This is a genomic window from Streptomyces sp. NPDC014995, assembly GCF_043080745.1.
Lineage (GTDB): Bacteria > Actinomycetota > Actinomycetes > Streptomycetales > Streptomycetaceae > Streptomyces.
This window is the reverse complement of the sequence record NZ_JBIBVX010000031.1, coordinates 12365-33813: the sequence shown is the minus strand read 5'-3', so window position 1 is coordinate 33813 and position 21449 is coordinate 12365. Positions and strand designations below refer to the sequence as shown.

General features: G+C 69.2%; 19 protein-coding genes and 6 pseudogenes. 10 read left to right on the top strand and 15 right to left on the bottom strand.

Annotated features, from left to right (window positions below):
* Window positions 1–86 precede the first annotated feature (86 nt).
* From ACF1A1_RS38295 to ACF1A1_RS38275, 5 genes and pseudogenes are all read right to left on the bottom strand, one after another.
* Entirely contained in the window at window positions 87–347 is a 261-nt protein-coding gene (locus ACF1A1_RS38295) for a hypothetical protein (protein WP_392006689.1), read from the bottom strand.
* A 286-nt stretch (window positions 348–633) separates the two neighbouring features.
* Window positions 634–822, bottom strand: a pseudogene (locus ACF1A1_RS38290) (IS6 family transposase); the annotation flags it as partial.
* A gap of 39 nt (window positions 823–861) precedes the next feature.
* Entirely contained in the window at window positions 862–1419 is a 558-nt protein-coding gene (locus ACF1A1_RS38285) for a hydroxylase (protein WP_392006687.1), read from the bottom strand.
* 358 nt (window positions 1420–1777) lie between these two features.
* Complete coding sequence (locus ACF1A1_RS38280) at window positions 1778–2014, bottom strand: NAD(P)-dependent oxidoreductase (RefSeq protein ID WP_392006685.1); 237 nt, start codon at window positions 2012–2014, stop codon at window positions 1778–1780.
* A 28-nt stretch (window positions 2015–2042) separates the two neighbouring features.
* Window positions 2043–2509 (bottom strand): annotated as a pseudogene (locus ACF1A1_RS38275) (IS5 family transposase); the annotation flags it as partial.
* Window positions 2510–2550: 41 nt separating this feature from the next.
* Here ACF1A1_RS38275 and ACF1A1_RS38270 point away from each other — a divergent pair.
* Window positions 2551–2778, top strand: a complete 228-nt coding sequence (locus ACF1A1_RS38270; protein ID WP_392006683.1) for a hypothetical protein — start codon at window positions 2551–2553, stop codon at window positions 2776–2778.
* 120 nt (window positions 2779–2898) lie between these two features.
* Here ACF1A1_RS38270 and ACF1A1_RS38265 read toward each other — a convergent pair.
* Window positions 2899–3437 (bottom strand): annotated as a pseudogene (locus ACF1A1_RS38265) (hypothetical protein).
* Between the two features lie 644 nt (window positions 3438–4081).
* Here ACF1A1_RS38265 and ACF1A1_RS38260 point away from each other — a divergent pair.
* The 3 genes and pseudogenes from ACF1A1_RS38260 to ACF1A1_RS38250 all read left to right on the top strand — a co-directional run bounded on the left by ACF1A1_RS38260 (window position 4082) and on the right by ACF1A1_RS38250 (window position 5822).
* A complete protein-coding gene (locus tag ACF1A1_RS38260; protein ID WP_392006681.1) occupies window positions 4082–4735 on the top strand; it encodes an NAD(P)H-binding protein in 654 nt (217 codons plus the stop codon).
* A 339-nt stretch (window positions 4736–5074) separates the two neighbouring features.
* Window positions 5075–5571, top strand: a pseudogene (locus ACF1A1_RS38255) (hypothetical protein); the annotation flags it as partial.
* 32 nt (window positions 5572–5603) lie between these two features.
* Window positions 5604–5822, top strand: a complete 219-nt coding sequence (locus ACF1A1_RS38250) for a hypothetical protein (RefSeq protein ID WP_392006679.1) — start codon at window positions 5604–5606, stop codon at window positions 5820–5822.
* 23 nt (window positions 5823–5845) lie between these two features.
* Here the strand turns inward: ACF1A1_RS38250 and ACF1A1_RS38245 are convergent.
* From ACF1A1_RS38245 to ACF1A1_RS38235, 3 genes and pseudogenes are all read right to left on the bottom strand, one after another.
* A pseudogene (locus ACF1A1_RS38245) lies at window positions 5846–5992 on the bottom strand (hypothetical protein); the annotation flags it as partial.
* Between the two features lie 290 nt (window positions 5993–6282).
* Window positions 6283–6453, bottom strand: a pseudogene (locus tag ACF1A1_RS38240) (hypothetical protein); the annotation flags it as partial.
* 413 nt (window positions 6454–6866) lie between these two features.
* Window positions 6867–7247 carry a winged helix-turn-helix transcriptional regulator gene (locus ACF1A1_RS38235; protein WP_392006677.1) on the bottom strand — a complete coding sequence of 127 codons (381 nt, stop codon included), beginning with the start codon at window positions 7245–7247 and terminating at the stop codon, window positions 6867–6869.
* A gap of 142 nt (window positions 7248–7389) precedes the next feature.
* Here ACF1A1_RS38235 and ACF1A1_RS38230 point away from each other — a divergent pair, with 142 nt between their 5' ends.
* The gene (locus ACF1A1_RS38230) at window positions 7390–7791 is read left to right on the top strand and encodes a RidA family protein (protein WP_392006675.1); all 402 of its coding nucleotides are present in this window, start codon (window positions 7390–7392) and stop codon (window positions 7789–7791) included.
* Here the strand turns inward: ACF1A1_RS38230 and ACF1A1_RS38225 are convergent.
* Window positions 7766–7993, bottom strand: a complete 228-nt coding sequence (locus ACF1A1_RS38225; RefSeq protein WP_392006673.1) for a hypothetical protein — start codon at window positions 7991–7993, stop codon at window positions 7766–7768. The two genes, ACF1A1_RS38230 and ACF1A1_RS38225, sit on opposite strands and share 26 nt — an antisense overlap.
* A 431-nt stretch (window positions 7994–8424) precedes the next feature.
* The gene (locus tag ACF1A1_RS38220) at window positions 8425–9186 is read right to left on the bottom strand and encodes a DeoR/GlpR family DNA-binding transcription regulator (RefSeq protein ID WP_392006671.1); all 762 of its coding nucleotides are present in this window, start codon (window positions 9184–9186) and stop codon (window positions 8425–8427) included.
* 148 nt (window positions 9187–9334) lie between these two features.
* On the opposite strand from ACF1A1_RS38220, the gene ACF1A1_RS38215 reads away from it, so the two are divergent.
* Window positions 9335–10462 (top strand): MFS transporter, encoded by a 1128-nt coding sequence (locus ACF1A1_RS38215; RefSeq protein ID WP_392006669.1) that lies wholly within the window; start codon window positions 9335–9337, stop codon window positions 10460–10462.
* Between the two features lie 332 nt (window positions 10463–10794).
* Here ACF1A1_RS38215 and ACF1A1_RS38210 read toward each other — a convergent pair whose 3' ends face one another.
* Window positions 10795–11379 carry a TetR/AcrR family transcriptional regulator gene (locus ACF1A1_RS38210; RefSeq protein WP_392006667.1) on the bottom strand — a complete coding sequence of 195 codons (585 nt, stop codon included), beginning with the start codon at window positions 11377–11379 and terminating at the stop codon, window positions 10795–10797.
* Window positions 11380–11516: 137 nt separating this feature from the next.
* On the opposite strand from ACF1A1_RS38210, the gene ACF1A1_RS38205 reads away from it, so the two are divergent.
* From ACF1A1_RS38205 to ACF1A1_RS38195, 3 genes are all read left to right on the top strand, one after another.
* Window positions 11517–12242, top strand: coding sequence for an SDR family oxidoreductase (locus ACF1A1_RS38205; RefSeq protein WP_392006665.1), 726 nt, complete (start codon window positions 11517–11519; stop codon window positions 12240–12242).
* A 69-nt stretch (window positions 12243–12311) separates the two neighbouring features.
* Window positions 12312–13376: an aldo/keto reductase gene (locus ACF1A1_RS38200; protein ID WP_392006663.1), complete on the top strand. Its 1065-nt coding sequence runs from the start codon at window positions 12312–12314 to the stop codon at window positions 13374–13376.
* Between the two features lie 271 nt (window positions 13377–13647).
* On the top strand, window positions 13648–14520 hold the full coding sequence (locus tag ACF1A1_RS38195; RefSeq protein WP_392006661.1) for an alpha/beta fold hydrolase: 873 nt from the start codon (window positions 13648–13650) through the stop codon (window positions 14518–14520).
* A 272-nt stretch (window positions 14521–14792) separates the two neighbouring features.
* Here the strand turns inward: ACF1A1_RS38195 and ACF1A1_RS38190 are convergent, their stop codons facing one another.
* A complete protein-coding gene (locus tag ACF1A1_RS38190; RefSeq protein ID WP_392006659.1) occupies window positions 14793–18155 on the bottom strand; it encodes a S8 family serine peptidase in 3363 nt (1120 codons plus the stop codon).
* Window positions 18156–18860: 705 nt separating this feature from the next.
* On the opposite strand from ACF1A1_RS38190, the gene ACF1A1_RS38185 reads away from it, so the two are divergent.
* Window positions 18861–19145: a hypothetical protein gene (locus tag ACF1A1_RS38185; RefSeq protein WP_392006658.1), complete on the top strand. Its 285-nt coding sequence runs from the start codon at window positions 18861–18863 to the stop codon at window positions 19143–19145.
* 252 nt (window positions 19146–19397) lie between these two features.
* On the opposite strand, the gene ACF1A1_RS38180 is transcribed toward ACF1A1_RS38185, so the two are convergent.
* Window positions 19398–19973 (bottom strand): hypothetical protein, encoded by a 576-nt coding sequence (locus tag ACF1A1_RS38180; protein ID WP_392006656.1) that lies wholly within the window; start codon window positions 19971–19973, stop codon window positions 19398–19400.
* Window positions 19970–21406, bottom strand: coding sequence for a sensor histidine kinase (locus tag ACF1A1_RS38175; RefSeq protein WP_392006654.1), 1437 nt, complete (start codon window positions 21404–21406; stop codon window positions 19970–19972). The genes ACF1A1_RS38180 and ACF1A1_RS38175 overlap by 4 nt, the downstream gene beginning before the upstream one ends.
* Window positions 21407–21449 lie beyond the last annotated feature (43 nt).

The following is a 21449-nucleotide window of genomic DNA, read 5'->3' as shown; positions in this document are numbered from 1 at the left end:
ACTCCGGCGGATAGTGCTTCATGACCACGGGACATCCGTTCTCCTGGACTCAAGATCCAAGTGTCTCGGGTGTCCAAGATCCGGGGTCAAGCCCCATCCGTCTCCGAGGTGAGGGCGGGCGTTTCCGACCCGGACACGTAGGGCTTGGCGTGCTTCCCGGCGGAGGTGGACTGCGCGGGGATGGCGGAGTGCGTCTTCTCGGCCTCGGTGGCGTCCGGCGCGGTGCTGTCGGCGTGGGCCGTGAAGGCTCCGCCGAGGGCCAGCGCGGCGCCCATGACGGAGACGCCCAGTGCGGCGCGGACCCGGCCCGGGCGGGGACTGCGGGCGGCGGCGTGACGTACTGACATGTCGGTCCTCGAATCATCGGTGTCGACCTGCTGGGGCGGCCGTCCGTCATGGCCGGCTTGCCATGCGGAGGGCCTGTGGTGGAGGCGCATCCATCTCGACAGACGCCTCAAGGCCCTCGGGGTTGCAGGTCGGGTGACGCCGATGCGTCGGCAATCCAGTGATCTGGATCACTGGGCCCGGGACCGCTTTCACTGGGCGGGTCGGAGACCGGCGCTGTCACGTTGTTGGGTGGGTAGGTGTCTGATGGTGCGTCGTGGCGTGGTGGAGCTCGGTTCCGGGTTGTGCTCAGGCCGTGCTGGAGAGGCCGGCGGCGCCGGTGATCTGCTCCCAGATTGCGAAGCGGACGGTCATCTTGGCTCGGTAGTCGTGTGCGGACAGCCGGTGGCGGTGGGGCCGGAAGTGGGGCGAGATGCCGCTGAACGCGGACAGGAACCGCTGTGCTCCGCCCATGGAGCGGAAGCCAACGGCGGCCTGCCAAGCCTTGGCGAACTCGGCCGGATCTGACGGTTGTGGTCAGAGGCCGATGTCGGCCAGCCACTGGCTTGTGGTCCGGGGGGTGACGCCCAGCAGTTTTTGGGCGGAGGTCTCCGGCGCGATCGAGCGGCCAGGCATGGCACTCATCGCCTGGTAGGCCCCTGCGATATCAGCGGCCGGGCCGTCCCCGATCAGGGGTGCCATCGAGATACGGAAGTCCTCGGCGGTGATCTGGTCGAAGACCACGTCCCGTCCGAGCCTGGCGCCGAATGCTTCGGCCAGGTCCGGCCCCGTGATCGCCGGGTACTGGCCGACGGAGACCACGCCGGTGACGTCCGTGCGGTCGAGCAGGGCGACGGCGGTGTCGGCGATGTCCAGGTGGGAGTCCCAGGAGACGGGGAAGTCGGCCCGGATCGGGTAAGGCAGAACGCCGCGCTCGCGGACCGAGCCGATGACGTGCGGCATGAGCAGGTTCTCGAGGTAGAGCTCGGGTGCGATGACCGCGTGGGATACACAGCTGTCGGCCAGGCCGGCGGCCAGGGGCGCGGCGGCACCGCCGATGGCGGGATCGATGGGGAAGCCGCTGGTGGAGAACAAGCTCCTGGTTGACGCCGTGCTCCCGGGCCAACCCGGTCGCGAGCGCTACCAGGACGCGGCTGGCCTTTTGGTACGCCGCGTACGCGAGCTTGAGCGCGGACGCCTGCCCGACCTCGGCGCCCAGGACCTTGGTCCGGACGGCGGTCCCTGCGAAGAGTTCTTCGAGCTGGGCGGTCGCGGCGGGCGGGCCGGACAGGTACAACGTCGGTGTCTTGCCGCGTACGGGCGGGGAGCCGACGACACTGGCGTCGACGACGGTGGCCTCCGGCGCGAGCAGCCCGGCGATCCGGGCCGCGCGCTCGGGGTTGATGGCGTTGGCCTCCACGTACACGCCGGCGAACCCGGCCTGGGCGACCCCTCAGGCGAGTTCTTCGGCGGCGGCTGGCGGGCAGAGGCTCATGACGATGTCGCTGTGGTCCAGCAGCTCTGTCGGTGTGGCCACTCCGCTCAGGCCAAACCGCTCGGCACGCGCGGTGGTCGCGGGGCTGCGTTCGTCCGCGCACCACAGGACAGAGGTCGCGTTCGTCGCTGCGCAGGCTGCGACGGCGGCGCCCATGCTGCCGGGATGGAGGATGCCGACGGTCGGCTGGTCCACGGTGCTACTCCGTCTCGTTGAGCTGGACTGCTCGGCGTTCCCAGCGGATGCGGAGCCGTTTGAAGCCGTGGAGCCAGGCGAATGTCCGCTCAACGACCCACCGGTAGACGCCCAGGCCGCTGCCGTGGGGTGTGCCGCGCCGCGCGACGGCAGGGACGATGCCGCGGGCTCGGACGTGATCGCGGTAGATGTCGTGGTCGTAGCCACGGTCGGCGAAGACTGTCCGAGGTTTGCGTCGGGGCCTGCCGGGTCTGCCCCGGACGGGTGGAATGGCATCAATCAGGGGCATGAGCTGGGTGACGTCGTTGCGGTTGCCGCCGGTGAGGATGACTGCGAGCGGTGTGCCGTGCCCGTCGGTGATCAGGTGGTGCTTGGAGCCGGGCCGTCCCCGATCGACCGGCTACGGGCCTGTCTGGAGCCCCCTTTTAACGCTCTGACGTGGCTGGAGTCGACGACCGTCCGCGACCAGTCCAGCCGGGCGGCGGCGTTCAGCTTCAACGCGTACTTGATGAACTGACCGGGCCCCGGCCATCGTCATGGGTCGCCGCATGGAAGTTCTCGCGTGGAACGCACTCGCGGCAGCAGTCGTTACCCATCCCATGTATCCCGGAGAAGAAGCGCAATTACACGCGAATACTCCTCACCGACCGGCGGTGCGGACCCTCTGTGCGGACTGGAAGAGCGTGGCCTGCACCGGGATTGCCCAGCTACGCCGGAAGCGGCCAAGTACCCGACGACTCACGTCTGAGCGCCCTCGTCGGTGAACTGTCCGTGCAGGATCCGCACTTCCCCGAAGTGGGCATGCCCTCGCAGGACGGACTGCGTTTCCTCGCCTCGTAGCGACCAGCACCTGATGGCTCCAGCACAGCACGCTGACACACTGGTCACGCCATGCTGCTCCGTGCGGATCGGTTCTGGTCGGTGATCCAGGACGCCAGGAGGCGTAGGCCGTCGTAGGTGGGCGTGCCGGGCTGGGCGGTCCACACGATGATGTGCTGCTCGGGGTCGGTGGCGCAGGCGAGCGTGTTCAAGTTGAGGATGAGGTCGCCCACGACCCGGTGGCGCAGGTGCTTGGTGCCGGTGCCCCGGCTGGCCACGTCGTGTTCCGCCCACCACTGGCGGAATTCGGGGTGCTGGGCGGAGAGTTCTCGGACGAGTTCGGCCAGTTGCGGGTCGCCGGGGTTGCGGGCGTTGTGCATGCGCAGTTGGGCGATGGCCAGGCGGGTGACCTCCTCCCAGTCGGCGTAGAGCTCGCGCATCGCGAGGTCGGTGAACAGCAGCCTGATGTAGGTGCGGTCCTTCTCCGGATGTTCCCGAAGTCGGTGATCAACGCCGCGCCCATGGCATTCCAAGCGAGGACGTCGGTACGGTGGCCGATAACGAACGCGGGCGTGTGGGCGAGATCGTCGAGCAGGGTCTGCAACTGCGGCTCGACCTGCTGCTGGGCGCGTACGCACGGCTGGTGGGGATCCTCCTTGCCGGCGAGCCCGCCAGCAGTGCGACCTCCTCGCGGCGCAGGCCGGACACCCTCCGAGCTGGCCGCCGCCGGGGAGGCCGACGTCGGCGAGGTTGGCGGCTCGGCGGGCCTTGAGGATTCCCCCAGTTCGTCGCGGTGTTGACATCGATGTGCGGGCCGTGAGGGGGACAGTTCTTGCCCAGGATGATTCTGCGACCAGAGGGCACATGTACTTCTTCGCGGGACGTGCTGTGCAGGTCCTCGCGGTCAGGAGGTAATCGGCGAAAGGTGACTTCCCGTGCGCGTCGACAGTGGTCGGCGGTGCCGCGGGCTCGTTGGCACACCAGGGTCAGGATTTTGGTCGGGGCCAGCCGCTCGGCCGACAGCCGCGCGAGGTCGGTGTCGCCGGAGCCTCCATCGGGCGTCGGGCGTCCGGGGAGTAGAAGGCGTCGTAGAGGACCGGCTTGGTGCCCTCGATCGGCATCGGGGGCGCCGACTCAGTCGCGGCGGTCAGCACGGCTTCACTTTCGCCGTGCTGACGGGCCCGCTCGCTCAGGCATCGCTCCGACGACGGAGCCGAAGAGTCACATCGAGAGAACGGAGCATCTAAGGTGGACGTCTTTATCATCGGCATCACCGGCGGTATCGGAGGTCGGCTCGCGCAGAAACTGCGCTCGCGGGGAGACGCCGTCCACGGGCTCGTACGCCGAGAAGACCAGCAGGCTGAACTGGCAACGCGAGGAGTGAACGCACACGTCGGCGATCTCTCCAGCATGACGGCGGAACAACTCGCGGCAGCATTCGGTGACGTCGACGTGATCGTCTTCAGCGCCGGATCGAACGGCGGCAGCAAGGAGGTCACGACAGCCATCGACGGCGATGGGGTCGTCAGGGCGATCAAGGCGGCACGCCTCGCCGGTGTGGAGCGCTTCGTGCTGGTGTCGGTGCTTCCGGAATCTTGGCGGGAACGCGACCTCGGGGAGGAGGTCGAGTACTACTTCGCCGTGAAGAAGCAGGCAGACGTCGCGCTCAGCCGCAGCGATCTGAACTGGCTGATCCTGCGCCCCTCACTCCTCCTCGACGGCCCGGGAACCGGCACCGTATCCCTCGGGCCGGCAGAGCTCCACGGCCAGATCGCTCGCGACGACGTCGCCGCCACCCTCGCTGAACTGCTCCACGAGCCCCGGATCGGCCGGCAGATCCTTGAACTCAACACGGGGTCGACACCCATCGAAGAGGCGGTCCGAGCGAACGTGCGCTCTTGACTTGTCTTCCGCGGAAGCGCCCGCCGGATGCCGGCCGCCGCCTTGGAGGCCGAAGTCAACCAATACATAGCCGAGTCGGCGGCCGAGACCGACGAGCGGGCATGCCGGCGTCTGGTGGTCCGCAACGGCCACCACCGACCGCGGACCGTGGCCATGGCGGCCAGGCCGGTCGAGGTCACCGTGGTCAGGGTGAAGGACCGCCGCGTCGATGAGTCCGCTGGCGAGCGCAAGCGGTTCTCGTCCAACGCCCTGCCGCCCTGCTGCCGCAATTCGCCGAAGGCCTCGGAGGCGCTGCCGCTGCCTGGCCCTGCTTGGCGGCCGCTTCGACGGCACGAAGGAGCGCTGAACGCAGGGGTGGCGCGTTTCTCGGCCGACGCCACGGCACGCCGCGACCTCTCCTACGACAGTGACCTCACCGGCCAGATCACCATTCCTGTCCTCACCCTGCATGCAATCGAGGACCCGCAGGTCTTCGTCGAGCACGAGGCGGCCTATCACGCCATTGTTCGGACCGCCGACCGGGAGCGAAACCTCGTTCAGACCTTCGCGAGGGAGAACGAGCACTGCGAACTGAGCAATGCCGAGTACGCCAACTCCATCCACGCGCTGGGCACTTGGTCGCGCGCTGGCCAGGTGCCCTCTCCCAGCTCGATCGCGCGTTCCCGCAGTGACTTCGACAACACTTACGGCAGCGGCTGCTTCTATGACGCCGATTTCCGTCCCGCGCCGTTCGCCGCCCAGGTCTACCCGCGGCCCGGCGGCCTGCGGTGGCCGGCCATGTCCGCCGCGCAGAGCGCGTATGGAGCCGGATCGACGAGGTGGGCATCGCCTTCTGAAGAGGCACCGCTGAGGGGGCTTTGTCGGTGCGGTGGCACCGGTCGTGCTCGCGCGTGCCGCGGCCGAGGTCACCACCTGGACCGAAACCGCGTCGGCCGTGATCCTGCTGGCCAATTCGGGGTCACGCGGTAAGGGAGAGGTCGAGTCGGGCGAGGTGGCTGCTGCGGCTTCGGTCAAGGGGATGGCCGTTCCACCAGGCGTCCAGGCGGATGAGTTGAGCGCGACCGCCGAGTACGCGTGCTCCAGATGAGTCCTCTGCAGGTTGCGGTAGCGGGCGCGTCTCATGCCAGTGACGGCGACGGCCTGGCGGATGGTGCCCTCGACGCCGGCGCGGGTGGCGTACTTGGCCCGCCATTCCTGACTGGTCTGCTGAGTGCGGGCCTCGTCGAGGACCTGCTGCTGATCGCGGGAGCGCAGCAAGAGTGTGCGGCCGCCACTTCTGGCTCGGGTGCATTTGTCGCGGACTGGGCAGGGCTAACAGGTCTCCTTGCCGAACTTGACCACGATCGCTTTGGTGCACCCGAGTGGAGTCGGTCCGCTGCCGCCCGCCTGCCTTCAACAGCCCCTTGTCCTTCAACGCGGTCTGCAGCAGGTCCAGCGCCCGCTGCTCCAGGCTGTGTTCGACCAGGCGGGCTCGGAACTCGGACGTCCACCGAAGCGTCGAACCCGGGATCGTCCAGCTCCATGCCCAGCGCGTACTTGACGTCCATCCCGAACCGCACGCGATGCGCCGCGGCCCGGTCGGTGAGGTTCTCGGCGAACTGCAGCACCGTCACCAGCGCCAACTGCTCCGGCGACCAGCCCCGCCGCCCCCGCACCCCGAATGCCTGGGCGCACTCGGCGTCCGAGAACAGCTCACCGAGCTCGTCACGGACCCTCATCGCCAACGGATACGGTCCTCTCGCCGCCGCGGCCCTGGCTGCCCGCCCGGTCGCTTCCGGCACCTGCGGCCACGGCCGCGCCTGCATCGACACCCCACACCCCACCCTGCGGCCGATGACGGAACACGCGACCGCTACACGGAGCCAACGAGCATCACAACCGACCGGCAACGCAATTGGCTACCAGGATCGGTGACACGTTCTTACCGGCACCCCGGGCTGGGCCACTCGGAACTAATGGCGCCAACATGGCATGCGTATGCGGGACGCTCGTCGCCACTCTTGCCGCGGACTGCATGGGGCCGCACGTCCTGCATCTTCATCCGGCCCGTGTGTACGCCTGCGCGGCCGACACGCCTGCGTAGCCGGCAGGTCTGAACGGCTGGATGCCTCATGCGAGTGCTATGCACCCGTCAGACGTCGAAGCGACGGCGGGCGGCCTCGATGTGACCGAGGTACTGGTGGGTCCAGCCGCACATTCCATCGACCGTGGCTCGCAGGGCTCGGCCCGGCTCGGTGAGGGTGTACTCGACCCGCGGCGGCACGGTGGGGTGCACTTTCCGCTCGACCAGGCCGTAGCGCTCCAGCATGCGCAGGTTCTGGGTGAGCATCTTGTGGCTGACGCCCTCGACCTCGTTGCGCAACTCGCTGAAGCGCAGGGTGCGCTCTCCGAGAGCCTCGATGATCAGGAACGCCCACTTGTTGGCGACGTCCGAGAAGATCTCTCGCGCCAGAGAGTCCGCGCGCCTCAGGTCCGCGTCGTCGGGCGAGCCCGTGAACTGCTTGGTCACCATCAGGTTCCCCAGTCACTGAAAAGTGCGTTCTTCCAGGTCAACGGCCACTCTCCTACAGTTTCCGAGTAACCACAAGAGAGCACCTGCGTCTTGGTTCCGCGGAAGCGAACCCGCGGGCTCTCATGGCAAGGAGGCAGGCAGCATGACCACCAACGACGTCTTCAACCACAACGTGCCGGCCGAGAGCGACTTCGGATACTCGCAGGCGATCAAGTCCGACGACCTGGTCCACGTCTCCGGACAGCTCTCGCTCGACGAGGCGGGCAACTTCCTCCATGCGGACGACTTCGCCGCCCAGCTCAAGCAGACGTACGCCAACTTCGACAAGGTCCTGAACCACTACGGCGCCACCCGCAACCAAATCATCTCGCAGACCCTGTATGTGGTGAACCTGCAGCAGAACGCCCGGGCGACGTCAGAAGGCAACCTGACGTACTTCGGCGACCACCGCCCGGTCAGCACAGTCCTAGGCGTCACTGAACTGACCTTCCCGGGCCAGGTCATCGAGACCAGCTTCATCATCGACACCAAGCTGACCGCCTGAGCCCGATCAGGTCCGGCAGGAGGTGATCACCGACGGTCCCCAGGGCGCTGCCGCCCTGGGTACCGTCGGTGGTGAAAACCTGTGCCTTCGCGCGCTTCACCAGCAACTGGGACTCCACCTCGAAGGACTTCAGCAGCAGCGCGGACGGCGGCGGCGCCCGCCGGAGCCGGGTCGCCCTCGACTTGTTCCGCACCCTCTTCATGTCGTCTTCGCACGGCGTCCAGACCTCGTTCAGGTCTTCTGGCTCCCAGCCCCGCCTCACGCACTCGACCCTCGCCTCGCCCCCCACCCGATAATCGCCCGCCCCCCGGCACCGGCTGGGCCGGCCACACGCCTACCCGGGAACCCGGCCCACCGCCGGATGCACGACCGGAGAAAACGGAAGACGCGACCGCTACAGGGAGCCAACGAGCATCACAACCGACCAGCAACGCAATTGGCCAGCAGGATCGGCCGTAGGCGCAAACAAGCCGGAAGCCTCGGGGAGGCGTCCGGCGGAAGGCCCGATGTCACGCCGGGGAGTATTCCTGTCCGGATCGCGTACGACGCGGGGCCATCGAGCCGGCTGCCCAGAGCGGCCTGGACGATGCGTGAAGTCGCGGCGTTCGGTGCGGCGAAGGCGTACAGGACGGGTCAGACGATCCTGAGAGTGGTGCCGTTGTTCTCGAGCGCGGTGGTCTCGTCGGCGGGTGCAGTGGTGTCGGTGACAAGGGTGTGCACCAGGGTGGAGGGCCCGACGTAGGCGTGGGTGGTACGGCCGAGTTTGCTGCCGTCGGCGGCGGCGATGACACGGCGCGCTGAGGAGATGACCGCCTTTTTCACCGCTGCCTCGTCGAGGTCGTAGGCAGTCATGCCGTCGCCGGCGGTCAAGCCGCAGCAGCCCAGGACGGCGGTGTCGAAGCGCAGCGCCGACAGGGAGGCGAGGGCGAGGGGTCCGGTGAGGGCACCCTCGCCGGCGCGGGGCCGGCCCCCGGGGACCAACAGAGAGGTCGGTTCGGGGGCGTCACTGAGGATGTGAATCGCCTGTAGTGACAGGGGCATCACGGTGACGTGCCGTCCGTGCAGCAGGCGTGCGACTTCCAGACAGGTCGTGCCGCTGTCGAGCAGGACGGTTTCGCCGTCGGTGATGAGTGAGGCCACCCCCGCCGCGATCCGGCGCTTGGCATCGATGGCTTCGTGGGCGCGCAGCGCGAAGGGAGGTTCTTCTCCTCGCAGGAGGAGGGTTCGCGCGCCGCCGCGGAACCGTTCGAGGACGCCTTGCGAGGCCAAGTGGCCCAGATCGCGTCGGATGGTCATCTCCGAGGAGCCCGTCAGGTGCGCGAGTTCGGTGACTGTGGCCGTTTCTGCCTCCTGGACGGCCTGGATGATCAGTTGGTGACGTTCCACGGTGCTCATACCGTGATTCAACACCACCCGCTTCGAACATCACAGATGGCTGAGACGCCGGGTTTCGAACAGATCGGTTGTTCGTTATGGTGTCCGCATGGAAAGAGCCCTGCGCGCATCTCGCATCGTGACATTTGTCTATTTCGTGCTCAATGGCATGTTGCTGGGTATGTGGGTCGTGCAGATTCCGGCCATCGAGGTACGCGTGGGCATCAGCCATGCGGCCCTGGGCGGGTTCCTTGTGCTGTTGGGGGCCGGGGCCTTCGCCGGCATGCAGTTCGGCGGGCGGCTGTCCGACCGGCTCGGTACACGCACCGTCGTTCCCGTGGCCGGAGTGCTGTGCAGCGTGACCCTGGTACTGCCCGGTCTCGCCCAGGAACCGTGGGTCCTCGGAGCTGCCCTGCTGCTCTTCGGATTCGGGAACGGCACCCTCGACGTCAGCATGAACGCGCATGCGGTGCAGGTGGAGAGGGCGTACGAGCGGCCTGTCATGTCGGCCTTCCACGCCACGTTCTCCGTCGGCGGTGTCCTGGCCGCGCTCGCCGGTGCCGCGGCCATCGGCATCGGCTGGGACCCGGCCACGACGTTGGGCACCGCCGCAGGCGCCGGCGTCATCATCGCTCTGGCGTCAGCTCGTGGTCTTCTGCCCACCGGGTCGACCGTCCCCGTACCCGATGCGGAGGGTGAGCCTGAGGTGAAGAAGCGCGCTGTTCCCGCCCGGATCTGGCTCCTGGCAGTCCTGGCTCTGCTGGTCATGCTGTGTGAGGGAGCCGCCAACGACTGGAGCGTCCTGCACCTCAAGACCGTCTTGGACGCGCCGGAGAGCACCGCCGCTTTCGCCTATGGGACCTACGCGGCCACCATGACCATCGGCAGGCTCCTGGCGGACCGGATATCCGCGCGGTTCGGGCCGGTCGCCGTCCTGAGGTACGGCGCGGCCCTGGCCGCCGTCGGCATCACGGTCGTGGCCCTCTCGCCCTGGATCTGGGCGGCGCTGACCGGCTGGGCGCTGTTCGGGCTGGGCCTGTCCGGCTGCATCCCGCAACTGTTCAGCGCCGCCGGACACGCCGACCCCACAGCCGCGGGCACCAACGTCTCCCGAGTCGCCGGACTCGGCTACATCGGCATGCTCGCGGGCCCCGCCGTCATCGGCTGGATGACCCATCTCATGGCACTCAATCACACCTTCCTGCTGCTCACCCTGTTCTGCGCGACCGCCGCCGTTGCGGCCGGCATCCTGCGCCCCTCTCCAGACCGGCCGCGCACCGTCGAGCTGACCTCCTGACCGCCTGCGGGCGCGGCCTGACCATGCTCCGCGCATTCGGCGAAGGTGGGAGCGGCTTTGGAGCCCGAGTGGCCGGGTCCTTGCGCGGACGACGGCCTTTGTGCCGAGCAGCCGTAGGCGAGTAGGTCCTTCACGGCTCGCAGTCCGCCTCGGGGTCGCAGTCCCTGGGCTGCAGCACATTTGCCGATCCCGCCATCACCTCCATGCACAGCTCGGGGTTCGAACACGGCGTTCTGGTGTGGAAGTTCTTCCATGCGCTGGACGGTGAATCAGCCAAGTACACTCACGAACACGCCCCTGACCAGCAGAAATAGCGAACTGCAACTGGAGTACTAGGCACGCCCTCGATCTTCCTGGCGCGGCTTCAGCCCGTCGACGACGACGGTGAGCATGCGGTCGAGTTGGGCGCGCTGCTCGGGCGCGCCGGCCACGGAGAGCACGCCGGTGAGGATCCCGCCGACGTCGACCGGGTCGATGTCGCTGCGCAGTTCTCCTGCTTCAGCGCCGGCCTGGAGCACCATCCCCAGGATTTGCTGGATCTCATCGCAGACGGGTCCGGTGCCGAAGCGTCCGGAAGCGCTCATGGCGACCAGGGCTTCGCAGATGCCGCGCCGTTCACCGGCCCACTCGGCGAAGCGGCGCATCCAGGCGTGGAGAGCCTGTGCGGGCTTCTCGGTGGCCAGAAGGTCCCGGGCGTCGTCGCGCAGAGGGCGGATCTGGTCGCGGTATACCTCTTCGACCAGGTCCTCTCGGGTGGGGAAGTGCCGGTAAAGGGTGCCGCTTCCCACGCCCGCGCGCTTGGCGATCGAGTCCAGCGAGATTGCCTTTCCGGAGGTGAAAGCCTCAGCGGCTGTGGCGATCAGGTGCTCGCGGTTGCGCTGGGCATCGGCGCGCAGGGTGTTGCGTGGAGGTGTCATGGCCTTCGCGATCAGGAGTGTCGGGGCGAGGTGCCCGGCGATTCGGGGAGGTCTCCGGTTAAGTGTACAGTGGAGCAACCGGGGAGTTCTCCGCTTACTGCGGTGCCCGACACTGCCCGCCCGACGAAAGGCCCGCCTTGCCCACAGCACTCGTCACCGGCGGCACGACCGGAATCGGCAGAGCGACCGCCGCACTGCTGCACACCCGCGGCTACCAGGTCGCCGTCACCGGACAGAATCCCGAGTCCCTCGCGAGAGCACGACTCGAGCTTCCCGACGACGTACTCGTCATCCGATCCGACGCACGCGTTCTGTCCGACGCCGACGCCCTCATGACAAGGGTGTCCGAACGTTTCGGGTCTCTCGACCTGCTGTTCCTCAACGCCGGGGTCTTCCGTCCCGCACCGGTTGCCGACGTGACAGAGGAGTCGTTCGACAAGCACGTCGACGTCAACTTCAAGGGTCAGTACTTCACCCTCCAGAAGGCCCTACCGCTGATGAACGACGGCGGATCGATCGTCCTCACCGTGGGCTTCGCAACCCATAGGGGCAGCCCTGGCGCCACGGTGGGGGCAGCCACGCGCGGTGCCCTGCTGGCTATGCTGCCCTCGCTCGCGCTCGAACCGGCTCCGCGCAGGATCCGCGTCAACACCGTGAGTCCCGGCGCGACCGAGACCCCGCTGCTCGACAAGCTGGGGATACCCCAGAGCGGCCGGGACGCCATGCGAGCGAAGATCCCGTTCGAGCGCTTCGGGACCAGCCAGGAGGTTGCGGAAGTCGTCGCCTTCCTCGCCTCGGACGCCGCCGGCTACGTCACCGGCCAGGACGTCACCGTGGCCGGCGGCTACGGGCTCGGCGCCTGAAGCTCGGGCACGCCGACCACCGGCTCACATCCCTCGAACCTCAGAAACCCACCACTACAGGAGAACACCATGCCACTCACTCTCGACGGCTACCGGCAACTGGGACGTTCAGGCCTACGGGTCTCGCCGCTCGCGCTCGGGGCGGCCACCTTCGGCAACGAATGGGGCTGGGGCGCGGAGCAGGACGAGGCGCGGAGGTTGTTCGACCTCTACGTCGAGCGCGGCGGGAACTTCATCGACACGGCGGTCACCTACACCAACGGCACATCGGAGCGCATGCTCGGTGAGTTCGCCCGGGACAGGCGAGACAGCTTGGTCCTGGCCACGAAGTACACGACCCTGCGGCGGCCTGACGACCCCAACTCCGGTGGCGCGAGCCGGAAGAGCCTCTTCGGGGCGGTCGAAACCAGCCTGCGACAGTTGAACACCGATTACATCGACCTGCTCTACCTGCACGTGTGGGATCCCACCACACCCGTGGAGGAGATCCTTCGCGGTCTGGACGACCTGGTCCGGCAGGGCAAAGTCCTCTACGTGGCCGTCTCCAACACCCCGGCCTGGCAGATCTCACGCATGCAGACGATGGCCGACCTGCGCGGCTGGTCACCGCTGGTGGCACTGCAGCTGGAGTACAACCTGGTGGAGCGTACCGGCGAGCGTGACCTCATCCCGATGGCGCAGGAGCTGGGGCTGGCAACAGTTCTGTGGTCACCGCTGGCGGGAGGGGTGCTCACCGGCAAGTACAGCCGCCAGGACCTGACCACGTCGCCGTCCGGCCAGAGCGAGAGCACCCGCAAGAGCTTCAACCTGGCCCTCGGCGGGGTGACCGAGCGCAACCTCGCCATCGTGGACGTGGTCAAGGAGATCGCTGACGAGCTGGGCCGCACACCGGCCCAGGTGGGGCTCGCCTGGACCCTGCACAAGCCGGGGGTGACTGCGCCGGTCATCGGGGCTCGAACCGCCGAGCAACTGCGGGAAAACCTCGGAGCTCTGGAAGTCGACCTCACCCCGTCGCAGATGGCGCGCCTGGACGAGGTCAGCGCGATCGACCTCGGATTCCCCCACGCCCTGCTCGCGAGCGACCACATCCGCATCCAGACCCGCGGCGACCTGAAGATCCAGGCCCGCCGCTGACGACGAGCAAAGCGCCAGGGAGCGGCGATACCGCTGCCACTGGCCGGCGCGCGTCCCCTGTACCCCGACCAGACCAGACCGACGCGGGGGCAGCTTGTTGTCGCCGCCGGGGCGGCTGGTGACAGAAAGGATGCCGAATGAGCGCTTGTGACAAGCCGTGTGCCTCACCGGTGCCAACCGAACTGCTTCGACCGGTCTCATTCACCAGCTCAACCGGCTCTGCGGTGACAACTACCGGGCTTCGGCTCAGAACGAGAGCGAGAAGGGCATGATGAACAAGAGCACTCGGCGTTTGATCCTCACTGGCGGTGCCCTGCTGGCGGCCGCCGCGAGCGGGACAGCTCTGACATTCGCCTCCAGCGGAGCGGCCGGCGCGGTCGGCGGAGCACCGCGCCTCGACTCCAGGACGACCACCGCGCAGCACTCGAGTGGCGGCAGGCCCACGATCGTCCTGGTGCACGGCGCCTTCGCCGACTCCTCCAGTTGGAACGACGTCGTCGCCCCACTGAAGCAGGCCGGCTACCCGGTCGTCGCCGCCGCCAACCCGCTGCGCGGGCTGCACCAGGACGCAGCCTCCGTGCGCAGTGTCCTCGACAGCATCGACGGCCCCATCGTCCTGGCCGGCCACTCCTACGGTGGCAGCGTCATCAGCGAGGCCGCCGCCGACCACCCCCAGGTCAAGGCCTTGGTGTACATCGCCGCGTTCCAGCCTGACAAGGGCGAGAGTTCGGCGGAGCTGGCCGGCAAGTTCCCCGGCAGCACCCTGGGCCCGAACCTCAACCCTGTTCCCTTCCGCCAGGCCGACGGCAGCACGGGCACCGACCTCTACATCAAGCAGAAGGCCTTCCACAGCCAGTTCGCGGCGGACGTTCCCCGCAGGACCACCAACCTGATGGCCGCCACCCAACGCCCCATCACCGACGCGGCGCTCAACGACACCGCCACCGAAGCCGCGTGGAAGACGATCCCCTCATGGGCTCTGACCACGACGCGGGATCTCAACATCCCCATCGCCGCACAGCGTCTCATGGCCGACCGCGCGGGCTCCCACACCCGGGAAGTCAAGGCCTCACATGCCGTGACCGTTTCCCAGCCACAGGCCGTGGCACGGTTGATCAAGCAGGCGGACCACGCCACCCGGTGATGCGGGCCCACCGGCCGACCGTCCAGGTGGCGTGACAGTCTCCCGTCACCGGGCTCCTGTCATCCTGATCACCAGATCGAGTGGACCCATTTCCAACTGAGCCGGCCTTCGCCGCTGAGGGAGGCTGCCGCGCGTGGCCTCCCTCACCGGGTGACCGCTCCGGTGGTCCCAAGGCCGTCCACCGGAGCGCGACCACACCGACAGGGCCCGGGTCTTCGACCCGGGCCCTGTCGGTGAACGGGCCCTTCGGCCCTCGCTCTGCTGCCCTCGCCCTACCGGACCGTGAGGTAGGCGCGGTCGATCGTCTGGACCAGGGTGTTGCCGTCACGGTCGGTCAGCTTGGCACGCAGCGAGACGGTGCCCGGCTTCGCGGGGTGGTTCAGCGACAGGTGGGTGCCGTTGACGGCTCTGGCCGTGGTCCAGGTCCTGCCGTCGTCATAGGACACCTCGAACTCCAGCTTCTTGGCTGTCCGAGCGGTGGCCGCGCCCTCCACGGTGAAGGGCACCCGGAACCTCTCGCCGGCCTTCGCCGTACTGGTCAGTGACAGCCCGGGGGAGAAGCGGACCACGGACAGCGGCAGCCGGGCCCAGCTGTCCCCGGACACGCCGGCCGACCTGAACGTCCACTGCGCCCGCACGCGGGTGCTTACCGCGAGTAGCTCGGGGTCCCGGGAGGCGTCGACACTCAGTTCGTACCGGCCGTCCCCGGTGGGGACGGTGTACTCGGCGATGTTCAGCGGATCGCCCTCGGCGGGGATCTCTTCACCGTCGGCGCGGAGCGAACTCTCCAGCTCCGTGTAGCCGCTGCTGCTCTCATGCCCGTCACTGTCGCCGAACATGGGCAGATGCGCCTTGATCGTGTTCCCGCTCCGCGCGATCCCGGGACGCCCCCACCGCGGTTCACCCTCACCCGGGGGCAGGAGCGGACCGAAGACACCGACGTTGAACCGCGCGGTGTAGCTCTTCTTCGGCTGGTACGCCGTGAACCTTCCCAGCTGCGCGTTCCCCGACTTCCAGTGGTGTACGGAGTAGGACCACTTGACGCCGTTGCCGAGGACGTGTTCAGAGGTCCGCAGCGGCAGTTGGCGCAGGGTGGGGGTGCTGAAGTCGGCCGCGAACTCGCCGATGGGTGTCAGGGGCATCACCGCGACCTGAGCGGTTGGCTCAGGGCCGGGCCTGCCGGCCGCGAAGTCGATCTCGGCCAGCTGCTCGCGCCGGACGTCGGCGGTGAAGCCGCCGAGCGAACCCGTACGGTTCCACGCGAGACGGTAGTTCACTGCGCGCCCGTCGGCCGGCTGACGTGTCCAGAAACCGCTGTACTGGGCGTATGCCGCGTCCTTCGGCGCCTCCGGGCCGATGTGACCGACCTTGAAGCTTTGGAAATCGGGGAAGTCGAAGATGGACGGCATGAAGCCCAAGGGCTGCCCGTCGGAGCGGGTGTAGCCCGGGATGAGCTGGGCGTGGTGGTTCTCGGCTCCCGCGTCGGGGACGGTGATGCGCGTGGGCTTGGCCTCCCGGGCGTCCATGACGACCGTGGTGTCCTTGGTCAGCTGCAGGGCCGGGGCCAGGAGGAGGGAGTCGGGGGCGGCGGACTCGCCGCCGGCGTTGAGGATCCCGGTGAGCGCATAACCACCCTTGGGCAGGCGCACCGTGATCTCGCCGTCCGTCGCGTCGGCGAACTCCTGGTAGTACTCGCGGTCCCGGCCATCGATCGCCGTGAAACCCTTGCCGGTCGGCTTGCCGTCGTCGTCCAGGTGCTTGATGGTCAGGTCGTACGACTCGATCTCGCGCTCCACGCCGAAGGCGGTGCGCACCCGGGTCCGGCCGTCGGCCGAGGCTGCGGTCACCGAGCCGCCGTACGAGCCGTAGGCCTCGCCGCCGACGCGCGTATCGGCGGTCACCGTGGTGCTCGCCGCACCGCCCGCCGCAACGGTGAGCTGCCGCGACGACATCTCGAACATGCCCTCGGGGGCGGGCCCGCCGTCCATTCCGAGCGCCTCGATGGCCAGGTCCAGGACGACCGGCTCGGTGCCGAGATTGCGGTACGTGATCTCCTTCGTCACCGGCTCGTCATCGGTGTGAGGCCACTTCGGGCGGCCGAAGCCGATCGGCCCCTGCTCGGCGACGACGGTCTGCCCGATCGCCCGGGCCACATCGGTGCGGCCGGTGCCCTGCTGGTACGCGCTGTACGGGCCGGGCTTAGCGGAAGCGGTGAGCGCCGCCTTGATCCGCTCGCCGGTCCAGTCCGGGTGCTGCTGCGCCAGGATGGCGGCGGCGCCCGCGACATGGGGAGTGGCCATCGACGTGCCGCTCAGGGTGGCGTAACCGGGCGTCCCCGAGGGAAACACCTGCTCTATGCCGCTCGCGGTGGAGGCGGCGGCCGTGATGTCGACGCCCGGCGCGGTCAGGTCCGGCTTGACTCCTCCGTCACCGACGCGCGGGCCGCGGCTGGAGAAGTCGGCGAGCTTGTCGGCCTTGTCGACCGCGCCGACCGTCAGCGCGGACTCGGCGCTGCCGGGCGATCCGACGGTGCTCTCGCCGTCCTCGCCCGCGTTGCCCGCGGCGATGACGAACAGCGTGTCCGTCTCTGCGGAGAGACGATTGACCGTCTCCTCCAGCGGGTCGATGCCCTGGGTGTCGGTGCCGCCCAGACTGAGGTTGACGACCTGGGCGCCCTCGGCGACCGCCCACTCCATGCCCGCGATGATGCCGGACTCCCAGCCGCCGCCGCTGTCGTCCAGGACCTTGCCGTCCAGGATGCGCGCGCCCGGCGCGACGCCCTTGTACCTGCCCTGCGACCTGGCACCCGTACCGGCCACCGTCGAGGCCACATGGGTGCCGTGGCCGACCCGGTCGACGCTGTCCTCGGCGTCGGAGAAGTTCCGCTCGGCGATCTCCTGGCCCGCCAGGTCGGGGTGCGTCTGGTCGACGCCGGTGTCCAGCACGGCGACCTTGACGCCCGTGCCGTCGAACCCGGCGCCCCAGGCCGTCGGCGCGCCCGTCTGGGCCACGCTCTTGTCCAGGCTGGCCTGGCGCTTGCCGTCCAGCCAGACTTTCACCACCTTCTTCACCGCCGGTGAGCCGGACAGCCGCGCCGTGCCCTGTCCACCGTCCCCGCCGTCGGTGAAGGTGTCCCAGAACGCGGAGTGGCCGTGCTTGTCGGCCCGTAGCGCCACGCCGTTGACGCTGGTCAGCTCCTGGCCAGCCTTGGCCCGTGCGTCGCGGAAGGCGCTCGCGGGGGGTGTCTCGTCCCCGGCGTAGGTGACGATCAGCGGCAGGTCGGACCGGCTCGCGTCGTCGTACCCGTACGCGACGAGTTGCGTCACGTCGAACAGCCGCCGGTCGAGCTTTCCCTGGGCGACAGCCGGCGCCGCGTCGCCCGGTATGACGAAGCTGTGCCCGTCGACCTTCCGGACCGAGAACGACGCGCCCTCGCGCCCCTTGGCCCTCTCGATCCCGGCGACAGAGCCGTCCGCGGCGATCGACACCTTGTCGCCGGTGATCAGCGTCACCGTTTTGGCGCTCTTCGCCCCCGGAACGGACAGGGTCCTCCCTGGGCCTGCCGGAGCGTCAGGGGTCAGGGCGACGGCCTGGCTCACCCCCGGGATCCCGGTCGCGGTGACTACGGCGGCCATGGCGAGAGCTCCCAGCGGGGCGGCCGCACGTATTCGTCTGCCGGGAGATAAGGACATGCTCATGCCATCTCTTTCGTCGGGGGATGAAGGAACGAAGGGCTGGAGCGCACAGTCCCGCCCCGCGATGACTCCGAGGTTGGAACGTCACGCCGTCCCACGCCGGCCAGGACAGGTCGGCAGTGGGTCCGCCGCCGGAGGCAGACCGCCCGGGCCGCGGGACCGGGATGCCGAAGGCCTCGCGTGCTGAGCGATCACGGTCGTTGAGGCTAGGTCCGCTGTGTGACCGGACCTGGCTCGGACGATAACGGAACCGCATCGGCCGATCCGAGGATGTGCTCGGGGACCGCCACTTGGCCGACGGCAGACGACCGCGGCCACGTCAGCCAAAGATGCGCCTGCCGCGCCGACGGACGGTCTCACCGACCGCACATTCCCGTCCGTCGTGCCCACTGCACACCGTGGCGGTGGTCGGCGTGAGCAGGCCCCCGCGCGCCGTGTGGTCCTGCCGTCACCGCCGCACCCGGTTGGCGACGGCCCGCAACGTGCGCGGGCCGCGTCGGCCCAGCCACCGCCGTTCTCCACGCGAAAGCCGTTGGCCGCGGCCGCCACGGCCCGAACCTGATCGACGACGCTGTCCTCCAGCCTTTCGAGCAGTTCCTCATCCTGGCGGCGCAGCGCAGCGAGCAGGTCGGCGGTTGCCTGGTCATGGACCGCTTTTCCGCGATGCTCTGGCCGGCCCGGCAGGCCGCCAGCGCCCGGGCGGTGACCACGTACTCGTCTTCGGCGTTCCTCAGCAGCCGCCGTTCGCCGTTCGGCCACCAGCCGCGCAGCATCTCAGTCGTGATCACCGATCCGATGGTCAGCGGCAGCATGGCAGTGCGCACGGCGCTGCACGAGACGAACCTCGCCATATCCATGCTCTCCCCGACAAGCCCGCTGCGGGGCCGCAGCCTGCGCACGCGGTGCTCGATACGTCGAAGGCTGTCCTGAACGTCGTTCACCTGGCCCTTGAGCATCTGCCGGTAGGGGCCGGCGCGTGCTGGTCACATCCGCCCTGAACCGGTCGACGACCGCCTCATGCGCCTCGTGGGCGTCTTCCAATGCCGATACGAGCGCGTCCGTCATCACTGTCATGGGGTGCTATCTAGAGATTGCGGGGCAGGCAGCCGGCCAGAGGGCCGCGCAGGCGCAAGAGGCTGCCCGCCGGAGATCCAGCAGGTCCACGCGGAGTCGGCACCTCGGTCAGCCGTCGGAACAACTCGCGCCGGTCCCTTCGACGGGCCGACCGCCCGGGCCCGTGACGGTCACCGGCAAGGGTTCCGCCCCGGGTTCGGCGACGCGCTGCGCCCCGAGGGCCGTACAGACCAGCTGGTCCACTGCGAGGCCCGTCAACTCACCCGAGGCGGTGGTGAGTTCAATGGACACCCGGTCGTCCTCCGCCACCACCTTCACGAGGTCGGCCGTACGCGCCTCCTCCTGCGGCACCGCCACGGGGCCGTCCGTGGCCGTGGCGGCCGGGACGGGCGTCGCCAGGAGCCCCGGCAGCGGCAGCAGCGTGGTCAGGCGCTTGACGCGCTCCGCCTCGGTCGGGCCCTCGAGCAGTACCGCCACCGCCGACTCGACGTCGACCGGCGCGACGGTCCTGCGGGGAACCGCGACCAGGGTGCCGTCCCCCGCCACGAAGTACACCCGGATCGTGGGCACCACCCCACTGGCGGGCCCGCCCGCCTCCACCACGCCGGTCGTGGGGATGCCGCAGGAGGCGAGCGCACACAGCGCGGGAACGGCCAGCAGCACGGCTCGGCGTACGGCTCTCACTGTTCGCTCCTCAGGGTCGACTCGTCCCGCCGCAGCGGGAGTTCGACGGTGAAGACCGCGCCGCCCTCCGGACGGTTCGCCGCCCGGACGGTGCCGCCGTGCATCCGGACGTTCTCCGCCGTGATGGCGAGGCCCAGGCCGCTGCCCTCGGTCCGGGTGCGGGCGGCGTCCGACTTGTAGAAGCGCTCGAAGACGTGGGGCAGCACGCTGTCGGGGATGCCGGGCCCGCTGTCCAGCACCTCGATAATGGCGATCCGCTCACCGTCCTCGTACAGGCGCAGGTGGACGGGACGGGCACCGTGCCGCAGGGCGTTGCCGACCAGGTTCGCGACGACGACGTCGAGGCGGCGCGGGTCGACCCGTCCGCGCAGCGCGTCGGGCGGGGGCAGGCGGACGTCCACCAGGTCCGTCCAGGCACGGGCGGCGAGCGTGCGCCGCAGTGACTCGGCGAGGTCGATCTCGTCCAGGTGCAGCACCGCCGCGCCCGCGTCGAAGCGGGAGATCTCCATCAGGTCGTCCACCAGCCGGGCCAGTTTCACGGTCTCCTCGCTGATCAGCCGGACCGCGGTGGCGGTGTCGGGGTCGAGGCGGGCGGCGTCCTCGTCGAGAACGTCGGTGACCGCGGACATGGCGGCCAGCGGGGTGCGCAGTTCGTGCGAGACGTCCGCGGCGAACCGGCGGGCCCGGGCCTCCATGTCGCGCAGTTCGGCCACTGACTCCTCCAGGGCGGCGGCCGTCTCGTTGAACGTGTGCGACAGGTCGGCGAGTTCGTCGGAGCCGTTGACGTCGAGCCGGGTGTCCAGCCGGCCTTCGGCGATGCTGCGGGTGGCGCGGCGCAGTGCGCGCACCGGCCGCAGCACCCCGCGGGCGGCGAGCAGCGCGAGCAGCACGGCGAGGCCGAGGGCGGGCACGGTGGCCCGTTCGACGGCGGTGACCAGGGCGTCGACGTACGCCTGTTCCGTGGTCTGCGGCACGGTGAGAAACACCTGGATGCCGGACGCGGGACCGGTCGCGGCGGTGCCGGCGGTGAAGGTGACCGACATGCCGACGACGAGGGAGGTGTGGTCGCCGCTGTCCACCCGCTGGAAGACGGTGGCCGTGCTGGAGTCCACGGCCGCGCGCAGGGCCGGCGTCAGCTCCTCGAACGGATCGTCGGGAGCGGAGGTGGCGCTCAGCCCGCCGTAGGCGACCAGCACCCGCCAGGTCCCGGCGGGTTCGGCGCCGGCCACGTCGTCCGCGAACCGCTGCAGCTCGAACTCGCCCGGCGGGACGGGGAGTTCGGGGGCGAGTCGGCCGATCTGGGTCCGCAGCAGCTTGATCACGGTGTCCTGGCTCTGCTGGAGCACTCCCGTGCGGGCCTCCCGGAAGGTCAGGGCGCCGGTGGTCGCGGCGGTGAGGGCGGCGACCAGCGCGAACGCCACCACCAACCGCATGCGCAGACTGCGCAGTTGAGGAGCCCTGACACGGGTTCTCGGC

What these genes read in the sequence shown, in the direction of transcription:
- ACF1A1_RS38295 (WP_392006689.1), bottom strand. Translation starts at nt 347, where the DNA reads ATGTCAGTACGTCACGCCGCCGCCCGCAGTCCCCGCCCGGGCCGGGTC.
- ACF1A1_RS38270 (WP_392006683.1), top strand. Translation starts at nt 2,551, where the DNA reads ATGGGTCGCCGCATGGAAGTTCTCGCGTGGAACGCACTCGCGGCAGCA.
- ACF1A1_RS38235 (WP_392006677.1), bottom strand. Translation starts at nt 7,247, where the DNA reads ATGGTGACCAAGCAGTTCACGGGCTCGCCCGACGACGCGGACCTGAGG.
- ACF1A1_RS38230 (WP_392006675.1), top strand. Translation starts at nt 7,390, where the DNA reads ATGACCACCAACGACGTCTTCAACCACAACGTGCCGGCCGAGAGCGAC.
- ACF1A1_RS38225 (WP_392006673.1), bottom strand. Translation starts at nt 7,993, where the DNA reads ATGAAGAGGGTGCGGAACAAGTCGAGGGCGACCCGGCTCCGGCGGGCG.
- ACF1A1_RS38220 (WP_392006671.1), bottom strand. Translation starts at nt 9,186, where the DNA reads ATGAGCACCGTGGAACGTCACCAACTGATCATCCAGGCCGTCCAGGAG.
- ACF1A1_RS38215 (WP_392006669.1), top strand. Translation starts at nt 9,335, where the DNA reads ATGTTGCTGGGTATGTGGGTCGTGCAGATTCCGGCCATCGAGGTACGC.
- ACF1A1_RS38210 (WP_392006667.1), bottom strand. Translation starts at nt 11,379, where the DNA reads ATGACACCTCCACGCAACACCCTGCGCGCCGATGCCCAGCGCAACCGC.
- ACF1A1_RS38200 (WP_392006663.1), top strand. Translation starts at nt 12,312, where the DNA reads ATGCCACTCACTCTCGACGGCTACCGGCAACTGGGACGTTCAGGCCTA.
- ACF1A1_RS38195 (WP_392006661.1), top strand. Translation starts at nt 13,648, where the DNA reads ATGAACAAGAGCACTCGGCGTTTGATCCTCACTGGCGGTGCCCTGCTG.
- ACF1A1_RS38190 (WP_392006659.1), bottom strand. Translation starts at nt 18,155, where the DNA reads ATGGCCGCCGTAGTCACCGCGACCGGGATCCCGGGGGTGAGCCAGGCC.
- ACF1A1_RS38185 (WP_392006658.1), top strand. Translation starts at nt 18,861, where the DNA reads ATGGACCGCTTTTCCGCGATGCTCTGGCCGGCCCGGCAGGCCGCCAGC.
- ACF1A1_RS38175 (WP_392006654.1), bottom strand. Translation starts at nt 21,406, where the DNA reads ATGCGGTTGGTGGTGGCGTTCGCGCTGGTCGCCGCCCTCACCGCCGCG.